Here is an 18,213-nt window from a genome sequence, read left to right as displayed (position 1 = left end):
ATAGATTGATCGAAAAAAGGCATTTCAAGCGGTTTTTTCGGAATTTTGAAATTTCTACACAAAAATTTTGTGCCATATATGGTTAATACCCACTATATATAGATCAAATCGGCACAAAATGGTTAATCAATTATTAATATCTATCGATGATTTCCTACAGTTGTCCGTGAATCGCCCGATTCGTACCAATGCCACATTGGAAAACACCACACTGATTCGGAGGCGGACGAATGATCGTAGTGGTTGATGAGCGCGAGCTCGTTAAAGACGGCTATACATCTCTATTTGGGCGTGAGGGCATTCCCTCGACCGGGTTCGATCCGGTCGAATTCGGGGAGTGGGTCTCGACGGCGGCGGAAAGCGATCTTGCGGCTGTGGAAGCCTTCCTGATCGGCCAGGGCGACCGGAGCTTTTCTTTGCCGAAGGCGATCAGGGATCGCACGACGGCCCCGGTGATCGCGGTCAGCGACCAGCCCTCGCTGGAATCGACGCTGGCGCTTTTCGACAGCGGCGTCGACGATGTCGTGCGCAAGCCGGTGCACCCCCGTGAAATCCTTGCACGTGCGGCGGCGATCCGTCGCCGATTGCAGGTCATCTCGAACTTCACCGATGCCGGGCCGATCCGGGTTTTCTCCGACGGCCGCGACCCGGAAGTGGGTGGTGAAGTGTTCCCCCTGCCGCGCCGTGAGCGCCGCATCCTCGAATATTTGATCGCCAATCGCGGACGCCGCGTTTCCAAGGCGCAGATTTTCAATGCCATCTACGGCATCTTCGATGACGACGTCGAAGAAAACGTCGTTGAAAGCCACATCAGCAAGCTGCGCAAGAAGCTGCGCAAGAAGCTTGGTTACGATCCGGTCGATTCCAAACGGTTCCTCGGCTACAGCATTGATTGGCAATGATTTTCATTGACCCGCGTGGTCTTTTTCAAACGCGGTATTTCCGACAGCTTCACGCAAGCCAAACGCTTTACCTTCTCCCTGAAAGATGACCACGAGGGTTTTTGAATGAGTATTTTCGGCACTATGCGAACCGGTGTGTCCGGCATGAATGCGCAGGCGAACAAGCTGGGCACCGTGGGCGACAACATCGCCAACGCAAGCACCACCGGCTACAAGCGCGCATCGACGTCGTTCTCCTCGCTCGTTCTGCCCTCCTCGTCGGGCAGCTACGCGTCCGGCGGCGTGCAGTCCAACGTTCGCTACAGCATTTCGGAGCAGGGCAACCTCTCCTACACCACCTCGAGCACCGACCTTGCCATTCAGGGCAACGGCTTCTTCGTGGTTCAGGATGGTGCAGGCACGCCTTACCTCACCCGCGCCGGTTCCTTTGTGAAGAACGCGGAAGGATATCTGGAGAATGCGGCGGGCTTCCAGCTGATGGGTTACCCTTACGGCGCCAACCCGCCGGCCGCGGTCGTCAACGGATTTACGGGTCTCGAGGCAATTAACGTCAACAACTTCGGACTGACGGCATCGCCTTCCACGCAGGGCAGCTTCCCGGCCAACCTTAATCGTGATGAGGCAATCGTTGCTGCGGGATCGCGTCCAAGTGACAACGTCGCGACGTCGACGGTGGGCAGCAAGACGTCGCTGACGGCGTTCGACAGCGGCGGTGCCAAGGTTCTTTACGACTTCTATTACACGCGCATTGACAACGATGCGTCTGGCAATCCGCAGTGGGAAGTGTCGGTTTATCGTCAGGATCAGTCAACGGATGGCGGCTTCCCCTATACGGCAACCGCACCGGCTACGCTCGTCAAGGAAACGGTCACCCTGACCTTCGATCCTGCGACCAACAAGCTCACCAGCGGATCGGATAGCTCGATCACGATTAACGACAGTAACAGCGGCGTGGCGCAGGCGATCGAGATCGACCTGTCGCAGATGACCCAGTTCTCCTCGAAGTTCACGCCTGGCACCGCTGTTCTGAACGGTAACGGCCCAAGCCAGATCAAGGACGTCGAAATCGGCAAGGATGGCCTGGTGACGGCGGTCTATCAGGATGGCGGTCGCCGCAACATTTACCAGCTGGCGCTGGCCACGGTGCCGAGCGTCGACAATCTCAGCCCGCAGAACGGTAACGTCTATCTGCCGAGCAACGAGTCGGGTGTCGTCACCATCGGCTTTGCGCAGACGGGTAGCTTCGGCTACATCCAGAAGGGTGCGCTGGAAGGCTCGAACGTCGATATCGCCAGCGAACTCACCGACATGATTGAATCCCAGCGTATCTACACAGCGAATTCGAAAGTCTTCCAGACTGGATCGGATTTGATGGACGTCCTGATCAATCTGAAGAGATAATACTTCTCACGAGGACAGATGAATGTCGCTCACGTCAGCAATGAATACTGCGCAGTCGATTTTCAATAATACAGGTAAGCAGACGGACGTTACCTCCAAGAACATTGCCAATGTCGGCAATGCGAACTACGTCAAGCGAACCGCCATTCTCGGCACGACCATGGCTGGAGCGAGTATCGTCTCCAACGGCCGTGCCCAGAATGAAAGTCTTCTCAGGCAGACGATTTCCAGCTCTTCTCTTGCTTCCGGCCAGAGCACGGTTCTGACCGGCCTTGAGGAAATGAAGAGCATTTTCGGCGGCAACGATTATGAGAGTTCGCCGGCCACCTACATGAAGGAACTGCTGAAGAGCCTGGACGCTTACGCTGCCAAGCCGAGCGATGCCGCTCTGGCCGCAACGGCGGTCACCTCGGCTACCGATGTCGCCAGTTCCCTGAACAAGGCCTCTAGCGAATTGCAGGCGATGCGTCTGCGCGCCGACAAGGAAATCGCCCTTCAGGTCGACAAGCTGAACGGGCTGCTTGCGAAGTTCGAGGAAGCCAATAACGAGGTCAAGGCGCAGACGGCGATCGGCGGCGATCCAAGCGACGCTCTCGATCAGCGCGAGACGCTTCTGAAGGATATTTCCTCCATCATCGGCATCAATGTCGTCAATCGTCCCAACAACGATGTGGCGCTTTATACGACGGATGGCGCGACGCTGTTCGAAATCGTGCCGCGCAGCGTCACCTTCAAGACGCAGCCGGGCTATGATGCGACGACCACGGGCAACGCAATCTATGTCGATGGCGTAGCGCTGAAGGCAGGAAGCGGCAGCAACACGACGTCTGAGGGGTCGCTTCAGGGCCTGATGCAGGTTCGTGACGATCTGGCGCCGACAATGCAGAGCCAGCTCGACGAAATCGCCCGCGGCCTCATCACCATGTTTGCGGAAAAGCCGGCCGACGCGACCAGCGGCCTGCCGGATATGCCGGGTCTCTTCACCTACGGCTCGCCGGCGGCGACGACCATTCCGGCAGACGGGATTGTCTCTCCCGGGCTCGCGGCCAGCATTACCGTCAACCCGGCGTTAATTATTTCCAAAGGTGGCAATCCGGAATTGTTGCGCGACGGCGGTATCAACGGTACCGATTACGTGATCAATACCGCAGCGTCGGGGGGAACCGGTTTCTCCGAGCTGATCCGCAGCTATGTTACTGCTTTCGACGCGCCCATGAATTTTGCCGCGTCGACACGTATCGATACGAATACCAGCATCCTGAAATACGGCACCAACTCGATGGGGTGGCTCGAACAGGAACGTTCCGGCGCGACTTCTGCGAACGAAGCGAAAAGCGCGCTTTATGAGCGCTCCGCCACGTCCTATTCGAACAATACGGCGGTCAGCCTGGACGAGGAACTGTCGCTGCTCATGGATATCGAGCAATCCTACAAGGCCGCGACCAAACTGGTGACGACCGTTGACGAAATGCTCAAGTCCCTGATGGACATGGTGAGGTAAACGATGAAAACGTCATTCATTTCATCGCTGGCGATGCAGAACAGCATGCGCAGCACCATCCTCAAGGCTCAGCTCGAGATGACCAATCTCAATACCGAGCTGACGACGGGCAAGCATGCCGATCTCGGCGTGACGCTGGGCGCCAACACCGCCCGCAGCCTCGATCTCAATCGCGATATCGACCGCATCTCTTCGCTGGTCAGCGTCAATTCGATTGCAACGCAACGCCTCAAATCTTCGCAGACGGCGCTGGACGGCATGGCGCAGGCCGCACAGGAAATTCAGAAGGTTCTTGTCCCCAATACCAGCAGCGAAGCGCCGACGCTGACGACGGTTGCCAAAACCATTTCGAATGCCTTCAACAATTTCACCAGCTTCGCCAACACGGCGGTCAATGGCGAGTTTCTGTTTTCCGGCATCAATACGGATGTGAAGCCCGTCGATGACTATTTCGCTGAAGGGTCTCCCCTGAAGGAAGCCTATGAGACCGAGCTGAACGCATTCATGGCGGCGCAGACGCCGGCGGTTGGCGATATCACCGGTCTGTCCAAGACCCAGGCCGAAGCCTTCATGACCCATATCGAGGGTGTGTTCAACGGCACCACGACGGTAACGAACCCGCCCCACAGCAGCCTGACGGCCGGCCAGAACTACGATTTCTGGACGACTTTCGGCTCCAAGGCGAGCGACACCAACATGACGAGCCGCATCAGCCAGAACGAGGTCGTGGAAACCTCCAGCAACAGCAATTCGCAGGGCATGCGTTATTTTGCACTGACGGCGATGACGTCGATGACCTTCCTCGACGAAAAGGTGGATAGCGGCGTTCGCGAAATGGTGGCGACCAAATCGGTGACCAATATCGGCACCGCCATCAGCGGCCTGAACCAGCAGCAAAGCCAGCTCGGCCTTTCCGAAAGCCGCGTTTCGAAGGCCAATGATTCGCTGGCAGCCCAGAAGAAGATCATCGAAACGCATCTGCTGGATATTGAGGGGATCGATACCTACGAGGCGAAGACCCGCCTCGATCTGCTGCAGCAGCAGATTGAAATCGCATACAGCCTCACGTCGCGTCTGCAAAAAATGAGTCTGGTGAACTACCTCTGATGAACAGGGGTGGCGGCAGATAAAGGATACATGAATGTACCAGTTTTCCTACGCCGAAATCATGGAGGATGGTGTCGCCAACGCGAAGGATCGCGAGCGGCAGGCGTTGACAAAATCGATCGACCTTCTGGTGGAGGCAAGGGATTCCTCTTCGCAGCGCCACACGATCGAAGCGCTTTTTTACACTCGAAGGGTCTGGATCCGCTTCATTGAGGATCTCAAGCAACCCGACAACCAGCTTGCCATGGAGCTCAGGGCCAATCTGATTTCCATCGCTATCTGGATATTGAAAGAGTGCGAACTGATCCGGAAACGTCAGTCGACGAATTTCCAGGGCATAATTGACGTGACAACCATCATCAGGGATGGACTGAAATGAAAAGTACACTTCGGATTTCGCTGAAATCGGGCGAAAAGATTTTTATCAACGGCGCGGTTCTGCGTGTGGATCGCAAGGTGGCGCTCGAATTCCTGAACGATGTCACGTTCCTGCTTGAAAACCACGTTCTGCAGCCCGATCAGGCGACGACGCCTCTCAGGCAGCTTTATTTCATCGCGCAGATGATCCTCATCAACCCGGAAGGGCGCGAACAGTCCACCAACATGTTCCGCAAGTCGGTCAGCATGCTGCTGAACTGCTTCCAGCATGACGAGGTTCTGGCGGAACTCAAGCGGATCGACGGGCTGGTTGCCTCGGGCAAGGCTTTCGAAGCGCTGAAGGCCATTCGCGGTCTCTACCCGATCGAGGAAAAAATCCTCAACAATCAGGAAATGACCCCCGCAACGATCGAACAGATTCGCAAGGAGATCGCACCATGGCGGTAGATGCAGTCACTTCGGCAGCGTCAAATCCCTGGGCCAATGCCGGGGCAAGCAGCTCCGACAGCAGCGCGGCGTCGCTGAACTACGACAGCTTCCTGAAGCTCCTCATCGCCCAGATGAAGAACCAGGATCCGACCAGCCCGATGGATGCCGGCGAGCAGATGTCGCAGCTCGCAAGCTTCTCGCAGGTCGAGCAGACCATCAAGACCAACACCCATCTGAAGAGCATGCTGCAGGCGGAAGCCCTGACGCGCGCCTCCGATCTGGTCGGCAAGACAGTCAAGAGCGCCGACGACACCGTCACCGGCGTGGTGAAGGAAGTCGAGGTCTATTCGGACGGCGTTGTCGCCATCACCGAAGCTGGTGACAAGGTGCTGCTGCAGGCCGGCGTGACCTTCTCCAACGGCCCGATTACGAGTACATCTGATAGCGGAACCGATTCGGATAGCGCGACCGGTTCCTGACATTGAAGAGGCGGCATGACGCCGCCTTTCCGGATTGAGGATGCGACGATGAACGAGGCCGATGCGCTTGACATCATGCAGGCGGCTGTCTGGACGGTTCTCGTCGCGGCTGGTCCCGCGGTTCTCGCCGCCATGATCGTCGGTGTCGTCATCGCCTTCATTCAGGCCCTGACCCAGGTTCAGGAAATGACGCTGACCTTCGTTCCCAAGATCGTCACGATCATGCTCGTGCTCGGCGTTGCCGCCCCCTTCGTGGGCGCGCAGATATCGCTCTTTTCCAATCTCGTCTTTTCCCGCATCCAGTCCGGCTTCTGACGCGTCCGCTGTAGATGCCACTTTCGCGCAAGCTTCAGCCGCTAGGGATAGGCTGAAGCATCGGGCCGAATTGCGTGCGCTTTTCGAAAACCGTTGCTACGGAACCGTGCGACGGCTTTTCCGTCGCCCTTCTCATGAAGAGACAGGACGAATTCATGGCGCAACCACCAGTCATCTCCCTGCCCAAGGTCAGTCCGAGCACGCGTGACATCGGCTTCGCACTGGGCATCGTGGCGATCCTCTGCGTTCTCTTCCTGCCCATTCCGGTCATGCTGGTGGATATCGGTCTGGCCTTTTCGATCGCGCTTTCGGTGCTCATCCTCATGGTGGCGCTCTGGATTCAGCGGCCGCTGGATTTCTCGTCCTTCCCGACCGTGCTGCTGATCGCGACGATGATCCGCCTGTCGCTGAACATTGCGACGACGCGCGTTATCCTTTCCCACGGCAATGAAGGGCCGACGGCGGCGGGTGGCGTGATTGCGGGCTTCTCCAGCCTCGTCATGTCCGGCGATTTCGTGATCGGTCTGATCGTCTTCCTGATCCTGATCACCGTCAACTTCATCGTCATCACCAAGGGTGCGACGCGTATCGCCGAAGTCGGCGCCCGTTTCACGCTGGACGCCATTCCCGGCAAGCAGATGTCGATCGATGCGGATCTGTCCGCCGGTATCATCGACGAAAAGGAAGCGCAGCGCCGCCGCCGCGAGCTGGAAGAGGAAAGCTCCTTCTTCGGTTCGATGGACGGCGCCTCGAAATTCGTGCGTGGCGACGCCATTGCCGGCCTCATCATCACCGCGATCAATATTTTCGGCGGCATCATCATCGGTTATTTCCGCCATGGCATGCCCATCGGCGAAGCGGCCGACGTTTTCGTCAAGCTTTCGGTCGGTGACGGCATCGTCTCGCAGATTCCGGCCCTGATCGTATCGCTGGCCGCCGGCCTTCTGGTCTCGCGCGGCGGCACCGCCGGCTCGACGGACCAGGCGGTCGTCAATCAGCTGAGCGGTTATCCGCGCGCGCTGATGGTTTCGGCCATGCTGATGGGACTGCTCGCCATCATTCCGGGCCTTCCTTTCCTGCCCTTCATCTTCCTCGGTGGCATCATGGCCTTCGGCAGCTGGTATATTCCGCGCCAGGCGGAGGCAGAAAGCGCGCTGCGGCGTCAGGAAGAGGAAAACAAGGTTCTCCAGACCACCGAGGCGGAAAAGGATTCGGTCAAGCAGGTGCTGAAGACGGCCGAGATCGAACTGGCGCTCGGCAAGCAGGTTTCCACCCGCCTTCTCGGCGCGCATCAGGAACTGGCCTTCCGCGTCGGCAAGATGCGCAAGAAATTCGCGACCCAATACGGTTTCGTCGTGCCGGAGATCAAGGTCTCCGACGACATCATGATCCCGGAAAAAGCCTATCAGATCCGCGTTCACGGCACGACCATCGCGTCCAGCAACCTGCGCGTCGGCGATGTGCTGGTCGTGACCGGGGCAGGGCGCAAGCCGAGCATTCCCGGCGACGAAATTCGCGAACCCGCTTTCGGCATGCCCGCCGTCTCGATTCTCGAAACCTTCACCGAGGATTTGAAGCGCGAAGGCTTCCATCCGATCGACAACGTCTCAGTGGTGCTGACGCATCTGAGCGAAGTCATCCGCAACAACCTGCCGCAGCTCCTGTCCTACAAGGACGTGAAAATCCTCATCGACAGGCTAGATCCCGAATACAAGAAGCTGGCCGACGAGATTTGCTCGTCGCACATGTCCTATTCCGGCTTGCAGGCGGTGCTGAAACTGTTGCTTGCCGAACGCGTATCGATCCGCAACCTGCATCTCATTCTCGAAGCCGTCGCCGAACTTGCGCCGCATGTGCGCAAGACGGAACAGATCGTTGAGCATGTCCGCGTTCGCATGTCGCAGCAGCTCTGCGGCGATCTGGCTGACAATGGCGTGTTGCGTGTCCTGCGTCTCGGCAACAAGTGGGACATGGTCTTCCATCAGGCGCTGAAGCGCGACCAGAAAGGCGAAATCGTCGAATTCGACATCGATCCGCGCCATCTCGAGGAGTTTTCCGAGCAGGCATCCAAAGTTATCCGTGAATTCATGGATCGCGGCCTGCCCTTTGTCCTTGTAACCTCGCCGGAAACGCGGTCCTATGTGCGCATGATTATCGAGCGACTCTTTGCGACCCTGCCGGTTCTTTCGCATGTGGAACTGGCCAAGGGTCTCGAGATCAAGATTCTGGGCGCCATTTCATGATAACCGACCCGCAGGGGACAATCATTGCATTGTTCCTTGCCATCTGCCGTATCGGCGCATGCTTCATGACCATGCCGGGCTTTTCAAGCTCGCGCATTTCGCCGCAGATTCGCATGCTTCTATGCGTCGCGGTGTCCATGGCGCTTCTGCCCGTGCTGTGGGACACGATTTATCCGAAAGTTTCCGGCGCAAGCCAGGGCACGGTCGTCGGCCTCATCTTTACCGAGGTCGTCATCGGTTCGATGTATGGCCTGATCGCGCGGTTCTACACCCTCGGTTTCCAGTTCACCGGCGCGCTCATCGGCGCTTCCATCGGTCTCAGTGCGCCGGGCGGTGCCGATGTCATCGAAGACGTGCAGGAAAACCAGATATCCAACTTCATCACCTTCGGCGGCCTGCTGGTGCTGTTCATATTCGATTTCCATCACATCGTCCTCAAGGCGCTGGTGGATTCCTACACCGCCACGCCGGTCGGCGCGCTGATCAGCGGCCAGAAGATGCTGATTACGCTGACCGACACGCTCAGGGCCTCCTTTTCGATCATGCTGCGTCTTGCCAGCCCCTTCGTGATTTACGGCTTGATGTTCAACGTCGCGGTCGGTCTCATCAACAAGCTCGCGCCGCAGATTCCGGTCTTCTTTATCTCGACACCCTTCGTTCTCGCGGGTGGTCTTTTCATGCTCTATTTGTCGATTGCGGCCCTCATCCGCCAATTCGTGGATGGTTTCGGCCCGGTCTTCATCGGCTTTTGATCGGGGGAAACGCGATGGCTTCGGACAAGCGCTCGGCCAAACTCAAGCGTCTGGTAACAGTCCAGCGGCACATGGAAAAAATGGCCGAGGTGGAACTGGCCGATACCACCCGCACACGGGCGGAAGTGGCGCAATCCATGGAGAACGTGCTGGAAGCCATGAGTTCCATGGAACCGGTGCACCAGACATTCTCCCGGCACTATTCGGACCGCTACGGCCGTCTCGTCGTCCAGGACCGCCAGCTTGAAGGCGTGCAGCAATTTCAGGAAAACAAGGTCCTGAAGGAAAAGACCAAGGCTGACCGGCTGGAGGACAGGATGCATCTTGCGCGCGATCTTGAGGACCGCGAGGCCGACGATAATGCAATCTATGATTTGTTAGAAATTACGAATGTTTCCCACACACCAGCCTCCAGCAAGGTTGGCGATCCATAGTCTGTCCCATTGTTGCATCGCGGGCGTTTTTGAGGACGTCTCCGGCGATGTTTCTTGATTGAGCGGATGCGCCGGCTTTCTGTGCCGCCCATTCGTCAGCTCGGGAGATCTGGACGTGGCGATATCGGTGATAAGTGATCTGGTGATGGATGTGGTTCGCGCTGCGGACCCCCAGGAAGTTCAGGTCGCCCAGGAAAAACTCAAGGCGAACAAGGCGGCTTTTGCCGCAACCAGCCTTGCCGATGCCGGCAAGGGCTTTGGCGCCGCGGTCGACATGCTGGATGGCGCCTCCTCGAAGGCTGGTCTCGGCGACACCAATATTCGTGCGGCCCGCACCGAAATCCCGGAAACATACCGTAAATATGAAGCCTCGGTGCTCCAGACCTTCGTGGCCAACATGCTGCCGAAAGACAGCGAGGAAGTTTACGGCAAGGGCAATGCCGGCGAGATCTGGAAGAGCATGATGGCCGAACAGTTTGCCGACACGATTTCCAGAAATGGCGGCGTCGGCATCGCGGAACAGGCTTACAAGGATGCGCTTCGGAAAGCTGAAAGCAAAGGCATTACCGACGTATCGATGAATGAAAAAGACAATAATGCTGCAATTCGGATGGTGGCGGAGTTCGAGCGGCAGGTCCTCGGCGTTTCCAATGAGAAAACGGACGAGGCTTGAGAATGAAAAACCTTAACGAGGAGACAAGCATGGACCTTATGTCGAACGACCACCGTATCCAATCCGTTCTCGGCCGCCTTGAAGTCATCATCGACAATGAGAACGAGAATATCGGTAAGGACCCCAAGTTCGACTTCAAGGTCTCCAACGCCCATAAGAGCCGTTGCCTTTATGAGCTGACGATGCTGTTCCGCGATACCCCGCGCGAGGAAATCGCCGCCGGTTACATGGAGCAGGTCAAGGGCATCAAGTCCAAGCTCGCCACCAATGCCAGCCGCGTCGAGGCGCATCTGAATGCGGTTCGCGCGGTCGCGGACCTCTTGAAGAACGCCATCCAGGAAGCCGATACGGACGGCACCTATTCGCAGGAACAGTTCATGTACGGCGCAGCCTCCTGATGTTGAAGCTTCTTCTCACCGGCGTCTGGGTTTGCGCCGTCACGCTCGGCGCGGTGTATTTCTCCGTCCAGTTGGCGACGGCGCCCGCGCCGGATGAGGCGGGGGCAAAAAAGGCCAATCTGCAATTGGTCAAGGGCGAAAGCATCACTATCCCCGTCATCAATGACGGCGGAGTGAACGGCTATTTCCTCAGCCGTATTTCGTTGCGCGTCGACAAGACCAAGATGGCGAAGATCGAGCTGCCGGCAACGCAGTTGATGACCGATGAACTGTTCACGCTGCTTGCGGGTTCTTCCATGGTCAATATCGCCAATATTTCCACCTTCGATCCCGAAGCCTTCAAGCAGCGCATCCGCGAGGGGCTGAACAAGAGGCTCGATGACGAAGTGGTCGAGGATGTGCTGATCGAACAGCTCGATTACCTTTCGAAAGCCGACATCCGCGAACAGAACGGCAATGGCACGCCCCGTTCGGTCAAGCTCGTCGAGGGCGAGAAGGCCGAAGTCGGGAAAGAAGCGGCGCCAAGCCACTGACGACCAGGAGGCGAGGGGCGTCGGCCGGCTGCGGGATGTGGCGCATCCTTCTGGTTAATTGTCTCTTGCCGCATCCCCAGGCATTCTAGAGATTGCTTTCAAGCTAAATTCAACCTGCACCTGTATAACGAACCCATGAACCACCATCCCGCAGGCCATGTGTCGGATCGGTGGCGATGGGTTTGGCATTTGGGGGTTGGCAATGAGTTTCGCGTCAGGTTTCGCGCGGCCGGAATCGCAACGGAATATCCACGGACTGCGCGTCTGTGATCTCGACTGGAATGGGGCGCTGGAATTGGTCAGCGGCAGGGCGTCTGCCTGTGAAGGGCACACGATGCTGTCCTTTCTCACCATCGAGAAGGCAAAGCTTTCGCTCAAGGACAACGCCTACCGACAGATTCTGGAAAGCTGCCTGCTTCTGCCGCAGGGCAAGGCAATGAGGGCCGCCGCGCGCAACGAGAAGGGTGAGCCTCTGCCTGCGCCCATCGATGGCGTCGCTTTCACCATGGCGCTTCTGACCTATATGGCCGTGCCGAAGCGTATCGGTGTGGCGGGAGATGATGCGGCGCAGATCGGCGAGGTTCTCGCCAGGTTGCGGGCGCACGCGCCCTGGCACGATTTCGTCATGCTGAACCGGGATGCATCGGGCGTTAAGGTGGATGTTCTGCTGGCGGGAATGTTGAAGGAAAACCAGGAGACATGGCTGCACCGCACCGTCAGCCGGGAGAATGCGCGGGTCACCATCGCGGTTGGCCCGCTGTTCAAGGTCCTGTCGTCGGAAGTGGCCGGCATGCCGGAAATTTTCCGCAAGCTTCACATGAGCTGGCTTTACAGCCTCTGCGCCGAACCCTGGCACATCGCGCTCGGCAAGAGCTGAGGCCGTTCTCGCAGGCGTTGCGTTAACCATTTGTTTGCCACGATCCTTTAACCTCTCGTAAGGTTTTGACAGTCGCCCGTTGCGGGCGGCACCGAGGGCGGCAGACGGCTTCAGATGGTTGATGACAATCCGGACATGATGGCGATCCGCCCTGACGAGGATGATGTCGCAGCGCCCGTATCGCAATGGCGCAGACATTGCCGGCGGCTGCTGACGTCCGGCTGCATCGCCGCCGCCACCGTTGCCGGGGCTGCCCTTCCGCTTCTGCTCGTCGATTCGGGCTTTCGCGGTTATGTTTCGCAGGCCCGGATCGAGGTCTCCCAGACCGCTTACGATGCCCCCGATGCGGCCCGCTTTCTGGCGATGGCGCGTCGTACCCTGCTTTCACCCTCCGGGCTCGACCGGATAACCGCCGATCTCAAGCTGAAGTCCGCCGATATGGTCGGCGTTCGCAATCAGGGCGAACTTGGCCTGCTTTTCGACCTTCTGACCGGTGCGGATGCGCGTCCGCTATCCGAGCGGGAGGCGCTGAACGGTGCGGTGGGCGAAGCGATCCGGCTGGAACTCACTCCGGATGAAAATACGCTGATCGTGACCGGCAAGGCCGCAACGCCGGAAACCGCCATGCGGCTGACCGATTATCTTTCGATGCGCGTGATCGCGGATGGCAAGGCCGGCACCATGACGCCCGCCATGCGTGAGACGGAGAGGGCGCGGACAAGGCTCGATGAGGCGGAAGCCGCGCTGAACGGTTTCCAGATGCGCCACGGTGACGCCGTGATGGCCGAGGCGCAGCAACTCGAACAGCAGCTGCGCGACGTAAACGACAATCTGGCGCGAACCACCCGGCAGCAATTGTCCATTCAGGCCGATCTGACGGCGGCTTCGGCGCTGAAGCCGAATGATGTTTTTGCGAAGCCTCTGCCGGCCGGCGTGGGTTTTTCGGCGCTTGAGGATATCAGGCAGAAGCATGCGACCGCCAGCATGGCGCTTGCTGCGGTTTCGGTCGATTACGGCCCGAAACACCCCCGCCGCATCGCCGCCCAGAATGCGGTGGATGCCGCACAGGCGCTTGCCGCCCCCGCATTGCGGCAATTGCTGGAAGGCCTGCGGGCGGATGAAAAGCGCATCTCTCAGGAGATCGCGACCGCCAATGGCGAACAAAAGAAATACCTCGACCGCCTGAACGAACTCGGCGTTGCCCCCGGCGAATTCTCCAGATTGCAGGGTGAACTGGAAACGGCGCGAAATGCCTATCTTGAGGCAAGCGAACGCCGCGACCTCTCCGCATCCGCCACGCCCGCGGTCGAAACCCGTTTGGCGAAGAAGGCAGCCCCCGGAGAATTGACCCGCGACCTGACGCAGGCCGCCCTGCTGGCGGGCGGCGGTGCATTGATCGGCCTGCTGGGCAGTCTTTATCTCCTGAGCTATCGTCGCCATGACGAGGAAGAGGAAGGTGCATTGCTCATCGAAGAGGGCGCGCAACCTCCATCTTCCGCCGAGCCGTCGGTTGAGTCTCTGCATATTTCCGAATTCGAACCGATCGAGCCGGCTGTGTTCGACGATCTGCAGGATCTTGCCGCAGAGGGCAACATCGAGCCGGAGGAAGACGGCTTTGCCGACTACTACGGCGAGGCCGTCAATGACGACGACGACATGCCGCTGGACGAGCGCGTGCGGCAGGTCCTGATGGGCAACCGCACGGTCAGGGCGGCTGATCCGGCCTCTTCCGGACTTCCGCCGCTTCTGGCCGAAGCCCTTGCCGGGAATTTCGACCATGCCCAGGCTGAAGCCGAGGAGCTGATGGAATTGCGACGCGAACTGGCGTTCCTGAGAGAGTGTCTTACCGATTACGCCGATCGCCGTGACGACTACCGCAAAACAGCCTGAAAACGCCGCATTTTCGCTTGCATTCCTGCGACGGGGGCACCATACGGAGCCTACGTAACCCAGCAGGAGCAGGACGCATGGCAGTTGTGATTGACGGGAAGGCGAAGGCGGCTTCGGTAACGGAGGCGGTCCGCAAATCGGCAGAAGCGCTTGAGGCGGAAAAGGGCGTAAAGCCCGGTCTCGCGGTCGTCATCGTCGGAAACGATCCGGCCAGCCACGCTTACGTGAACTCCAAGAGCAAGATGGCCAAGCAATGCGGTTTCAACTCCGTCCAGCACACGCTGCCGGAGGAAACCACGCAGGCCGCACTCCTCAAGCTGGTCGGCGAACTGAACGCCGACGCTTCCATTCATGGCATTCTGGTGCAGCTGCCGCTTCCGAAACACCTCAATTCCGATGAGATCATCCAGTCGATCCTGCCTGAAAAGGATGTGGATGGCTTGAGCGTGCTGAATGCCGGTAAGCTCGCGACCGGCGATCTCGCCACCGGTCTCATTTCCTGCACGCCCGCCGGCGCCATGCTTCTGGTGCGCGGCATTCACGGCGAAGACCTTTCCGGCCTCAACGCCGTGGTCATCGGCCGCTCGAACCTGTTCGGCAAGCCGATGGGCCAGCTTCTCCTGAATGCCAATGCTACGGTGACCATGGCGCATTCCCGCACCAAGGATCTGGCCGGCATCTGCAAGACGGCGGATATTCTGGTCGCGGCGGTCGGCCGCGCGGCGATGGTGAAGGGCGACTGGGTGAAATCCGGCGCGACCGTCATCGATGTCGGCATCAACCGTATCCCTGCGCCGGAAAAGGGCGAAGGCAAGTCGAAGCTGGTGGGCGATGTCGCCTATGACGAGGCAAGCGCCGTTGCCGCAGCCATCACGCCTGTTCCCGGCGGTGTCGGCCCGATGACCATCGCCATGCTGATGGCCAACACCGTCATCGCCGCCCATCGCGCGCTGGGTCTGACCGCGCCGAAGTTTTAAGCCTGTCGGGTTCAATCGAACTACACGGCACAGCAATTTTTGTGCGCTGCCCCTCACTGCCGTCATTCCGGCCTTGAGCCGGAATACAGCCGACGCGCGTCTGCGCGGCGCGACGACTCTTTTCAGCCCAAGGACTTGGGCTGGCGGGATACCGGCTCAAGGCCGGTATGACGACCGGGGGATGGAGGCCAGCCTCTACGTTTTCGGAGCCGGCCCCGTCGAAGCGCGCACCACCAGTTCCGCCTTCCAGAGTTCCTGATGCGGTTCCGTCTGGTTCAGCTTGATGCGGTTGATCAGGCGCTGGCCCACGCGCACCCCCGCTGCCCGGAGCGACGAACGGGTGGTGGTCAGCGGCACGGAGAAATTATCCGGCTTCAAAAGCGGCAGCACGTCGTCATGGGCGATCAGCGAAATATCCTTGCCGGGTTTCAAGCCGCGCTGGTTGAGCGAACGGATCGCGCCGAGCGCAAGCGCGGTACTGGCGCAAAGGATGGCGGTCGGCTTTTCCGGGCGTGACAGCAACGCTTCCATGCCGAGATAACCTTCCTCGTCGGTCATGCTGCTGTGTCTTTTGTTGTTCGCATGCAATGTCAGGCCATTTGCCGAAAGCGCCTTTTCCACCCCGAGACAGCGCCGATAGGTGAAATCATAACCCTCCGGGCCGTTCAGTAGCCCGATCCGCGTGTGGCCTAGCTGGAGGAGAAGCTGGGTCGCATCGCGGAAGGCGCCCTCGTTGTCCACGTCGAGATAGGGATAATCCTCCTCCACGCCAACAGAGCGGCCATGCACGAGGAAGGGCAGGGAGAGCGATTGCATCATGGCGATGCGCGGGTCGTTCTTCTTCATATAAGCGAGATAGATGCCATCGACGCTGCCGCTTGCGGCAAGCCCCCGCAGGGCTTCGCGTTCCTTTTCCGGCTCTGTCGGCATGATGACGAGATGAAAGCCGCTGCGCGATGCTTCCTCACCGAGACCGCTCAGGAATTCGCCGAAATGCACGTCGGAACGATGGTGTTCACCAATCGGCATGACAAGCCCGATGGAGCCGACCTTGCCCGTCGCCAGTCGCTGTGCCGCGGCATTCGGGCGATAGCCCGTCTTTTCGGCAGCCTCCATGACGCGGCGGCGCGTGTCGGCGCTGACCTCGGGATAGCCGTTGAGCGCCCTGCTGATGGTCGTCTGCGAAATGCCCAGCAGTTGCGACAACTGTTTCAGGTTCATGTCTCTCATTTCCTCCATGCGTGCGCTCTGGAAACGGTAAAACCTCTCCCCAGGCTTCCAAAGCGCTTTAGATTTTTACCAGCCTCCGCCGCTTTTCTCAATCGAAAACGATAGCCGCCTTTCTAAATAAATATGATTATTCACAAGGCGCTGCAACGTTTCCGCAGAAAGAGCCTCTTGACTCCTTCTTGATGACAATGAGATGAATAGGCAGCCAAAGCGCTTTGATTGAGCGAGGACGCTTTGAGCCTTTTATGTGATGGGAGGTAAATCACATGCAGAAGACTCTTTTGGCGACGGCTGCTGCAATAGCGCTGCTGTCCGGTGCGGCCTCTGCCGCTGACCTGAAATTCGCGCCCGGCGGTGACGCCAAGTTCAACTGGAAAAGCTACGAGGACTTCAAGGCGGCCCATGCCGATCTGAAAGGCCAGACGCTGACGATTTTCGGCCCGTGGCGCGGTGAGGATGAGGCGCTGTTCCAGTCGGTGCTTGCCTATTTCGCCGATGCGACCGGCGTGAACGTCCGTTATTCCTCGTCTGAAAATTACGAGCAGCAGATCGTCATCGATACGCAGGCGGGTTCGCCGCCCAATATCGCCATCCTGCCGCAGCCCGGCCTTCTGGCCGATCTGGCCGCCAAGGGGTTCCTCGTGCCGCTCGGCGACAAGACCGCCGACTGGGTCAAGGAAAATTACGGCGCGGGCCAGTCCTGGGTCGATCTCGGCAGCTACAAGGGCAAGGACGGCAACAAGGCCTATTTCGCCTTCCCCTTCAAGGCGGACGTGAAGTCGCTCGTCTGGTACGTGCCTGAGAACTTCGAAGAAGCGGGCTACAAGGTGCCCGAGAGCATGGAAGATCTGTTCAAGCTGACGGACCAGATCGTTGCCGATGGCGGCACGCCCTGGTGCATCGGTCTCGGTTCCGGCGGGGCAACCGGCTGGCCGGCAACGGACTGGGTGGAAGACCTGATGCTGCGCACGCAGCCGCTCGACGTTTACCAGAAGTGGACGACCAACGAGGTGAAGTTCACCGATCCGGCCGTGGTCGAGGCGATCAACGAGTTCGGCAAATTCGCCAAGAATGAAAAATACGTGAGCGGCGGCGTTGCAGCCGTGGCCTCCACCGACTTCCGCGACAGCCCCAAGGGTCTCTTCGACATTCCGCCGAAATGTTACCTGCACCATCAGGCATCGTTCATTCCGTCCTTCTTCCCTGAAGGCACCAAGGTCGGAACGGATGCGGATTTCTTCTACATGCCGACTTACGCGTCCAAGCCTGACCTCGGGAAACCGGTTCTCGGCGCCGGCACGCTCGTCACGGTAACCAAGGAAGCACCGGCAGCCAAGGCATTCGTCGAATTCCTGAAGACCCCGATCGCCCACGAAGTGTGGATGGCACAGTCCAGCTTCCTGACGCCGTATAAGGGTGTGAATGTCGAGACCTATGCCAACGAGCAGATGAAGCGACAGGGTGAAATCCTCACGACCGCGACAAGCTTTGGTTTCGATGGTTCCGACCTGATGCCCGGCAAGATCGGTGCCGGCGCGTTCTGGACCGGCATGATCGATTTCGTCGGTGGCAAATCCGCCGATCAGGTCGCCGCCGATATCCAGAAGGCCTGGGACGGCCTGAAGTAACAATCGGATCAGGCCCGGCGGCACGCTGCCGGGCCTTTACCAAATGGAACGGATCCGATGACCGCA

General features: G+C 58.9%; 19 protein-coding genes. 18 read left to right on the top strand and 1 reads right to left on the bottom strand.

Going from position 1 to position 18,213, the window contains the following annotated elements; translation table 11 throughout:
* Window positions 1–230 precede the first annotated feature (230 nt).
* The 17 genes from EM858_RS07915 (at window position 231) to EM858_RS07835 (ending at window position 15,289) form a co-directional block, all read left to right on the top strand.
* Complete coding sequence (locus tag EM858_RS07915) at window positions 231–902, top strand: response regulator transcription factor (RefSeq protein ID WP_004432529.1); 672 nt, start codon at window positions 231–233, stop codon at window positions 900–902.
* Between the two features lie 105 nt (window positions 903–1,007).
* Window positions 1,008–2,303, top strand: coding sequence for a flagellar hook protein FlgE (locus EM858_RS07910; RefSeq protein WP_127756363.1), 1,296 nt, complete (start codon window positions 1,008–1,010; stop codon window positions 2,301–2,303).
* Window positions 2,304–2,325: 22 nt separating this feature from the next.
* Window positions 2,326–3,804, top strand: coding sequence for a flagellar hook-associated protein FlgK (gene flgK, locus EM858_RS07905; RefSeq protein ID WP_127756362.1), 1,479 nt, complete (start codon window positions 2,326–2,328; stop codon window positions 3,802–3,804).
* A 3-nt stretch (window positions 3,805–3,807) separates the two neighbouring features.
* Window positions 3,808–4,911, top strand: coding sequence for a flagellar hook-associated family protein (locus EM858_RS07900; RefSeq protein ID WP_127756361.1), 1,104 nt, complete (start codon window positions 3,808–3,810; stop codon window positions 4,909–4,911).
* A gap of 34 nt (window positions 4,912–4,945) precedes the next feature.
* Window positions 4,946–5,290 carry a flagellar biosynthesis regulator FlaF gene (gene flaF / locus EM858_RS07895; RefSeq protein ID WP_004432537.1) on the top strand — a complete coding sequence of 115 codons (345 nt, stop codon included), beginning with the start codon at window positions 4,946–4,948 and terminating at the stop codon, window positions 5,288–5,290.
* The gene (flbT, locus tag EM858_RS07890) at window positions 5,287–5,736 is read left to right on the top strand and encodes a flagellar biosynthesis repressor FlbT (RefSeq protein ID WP_004432543.1); all 450 of its coding nucleotides are present in this window, start codon (window positions 5,287–5,289) and stop codon (window positions 5,734–5,736) included. Before flaF ends, flbT begins: the two co-directional genes overlap by 4 nt.
* On the top strand, window positions 5,727–6,197 hold the full coding sequence (flgD, locus tag EM858_RS07885) for a flagellar hook assembly protein FlgD (RefSeq protein ID WP_020812913.1): 471 nt from the start codon (window positions 5,727–5,729) through the stop codon (window positions 6,195–6,197). The genes flbT and flgD overlap by 10 nt, the downstream gene beginning before the upstream one ends.
* A gap of 48 nt (window positions 6,198–6,245) precedes the next feature.
* Window positions 6,246–6,512 carry a flagellar biosynthesis protein FliQ gene (gene fliQ / locus EM858_RS07880; protein ID WP_003503352.1) on the top strand — a complete coding sequence of 89 codons (267 nt, stop codon included), beginning with the start codon at window positions 6,246–6,248 and terminating at the stop codon, window positions 6,510–6,512.
* 155 nt (window positions 6,513–6,667) lie between these two features.
* Window positions 6,668–8,755, top strand: a complete 2,088-nt coding sequence (gene flhA / locus EM858_RS07875) for a flagellar biosynthesis protein FlhA (protein WP_004432552.1) — start codon at window positions 6,668–6,670, stop codon at window positions 8,753–8,755.
* Window positions 8,752–9,507: a flagellar biosynthetic protein FliR gene (gene fliR, locus EM858_RS07870; RefSeq protein WP_004432553.1), complete on the top strand. Its 756-nt coding sequence runs from the start codon at window positions 8,752–8,754 to the stop codon at window positions 9,505–9,507. The genes flhA and fliR overlap by 4 nt, the downstream gene beginning before the upstream one ends.
* Window positions 9,508–9,521: 14 nt before the next feature.
* Window positions 9,522–9,941: a hypothetical protein gene (locus tag EM858_RS07865; protein ID WP_004432556.1), complete on the top strand. Its 420-nt coding sequence runs from the start codon at window positions 9,522–9,524 to the stop codon at window positions 9,939–9,941.
* Window positions 9,942–10,056: 115 nt separating this feature from the next.
* Complete coding sequence (locus tag EM858_RS07860; RefSeq protein WP_065654443.1) at window positions 10,057–10,614, top strand: rod-binding protein; 558 nt, start codon at window positions 10,057–10,059, stop codon at window positions 10,612–10,614.
* A 29-nt stretch (window positions 10,615–10,643) separates the two neighbouring features.
* Window positions 10,644–11,012: a hypothetical protein gene (locus EM858_RS07855; RefSeq protein ID WP_080818818.1), complete on the top strand. Its 369-nt coding sequence runs from the start codon at window positions 10,644–10,646 to the stop codon at window positions 11,010–11,012.
* Window positions 11,012–11,545 (top strand): flagellar basal body-associated FliL family protein, encoded by a 534-nt coding sequence (locus EM858_RS07850; protein WP_127756360.1) that lies wholly within the window; start codon window positions 11,012–11,014, stop codon window positions 11,543–11,545. The genes EM858_RS07855 and EM858_RS07850 overlap by 1 nt, the downstream gene beginning before the upstream one ends.
* Window positions 11,546–11,747: 202 nt before the next feature.
* Entirely contained in the window at window positions 11,748–12,422 is a 675-nt protein-coding gene (locus tag EM858_RS07845; RefSeq protein WP_080817823.1) for a WecB/TagA/CpsF family glycosyltransferase, read from the top strand.
* A gap of 114 nt (window positions 12,423–12,536) precedes the next feature.
* A complete protein-coding gene (locus tag EM858_RS07840) occupies window positions 12,537–14,312 on the top strand; it encodes a hypothetical protein (RefSeq protein ID WP_127756359.1) in 1,776 nt (591 codons plus the stop codon).
* A 77-nt stretch (window positions 14,313–14,389) separates the two neighbouring features.
* Window positions 14,390–15,289: a bifunctional methylenetetrahydrofolate dehydrogenase/methenyltetrahydrofolate cyclohydrolase gene (locus EM858_RS07835; protein ID WP_127756358.1), complete on the top strand. Its 900-nt coding sequence runs from the start codon at window positions 14,390–14,392 to the stop codon at window positions 15,287–15,289.
* A gap of 195 nt (window positions 15,290–15,484) precedes the next feature.
* Here the strand turns inward: EM858_RS07835 and EM858_RS07830 are convergent, their stop codons facing one another.
* Entirely contained in the window at window positions 15,485–16,510 is a 1,026-nt protein-coding gene (locus EM858_RS07830; RefSeq protein WP_127756357.1) for a LacI family DNA-binding transcriptional regulator, read from the bottom strand.
* Window positions 16,511–16,785: 275 nt separating this feature from the next.
* On the opposite strand from EM858_RS07830, the gene EM858_RS07825 reads away from it, so the two are divergent.
* On the top strand, window positions 16,786–18,147 hold the full coding sequence (locus EM858_RS07825; RefSeq protein WP_127756356.1) for an ABC transporter substrate-binding protein: 1,362 nt from the start codon (window positions 16,786–16,788) through the stop codon (window positions 18,145–18,147).
* Window positions 18,148–18,213 lie beyond the last annotated feature (66 nt).

This window comes from Agrobacterium sp. CNPSo 2736 (assembly GCF_004005385.1).
In the GTDB taxonomy this organism is placed as follows: domain Bacteria; phylum Pseudomonadota; class Alphaproteobacteria; order Rhizobiales; family Rhizobiaceae; genus Agrobacterium; species Agrobacterium leguminum.
The sequence above is the reverse complement of the archived record's forward strand: the minus strand, read 5'-3'. Positions and strand labels throughout refer to the sequence as shown.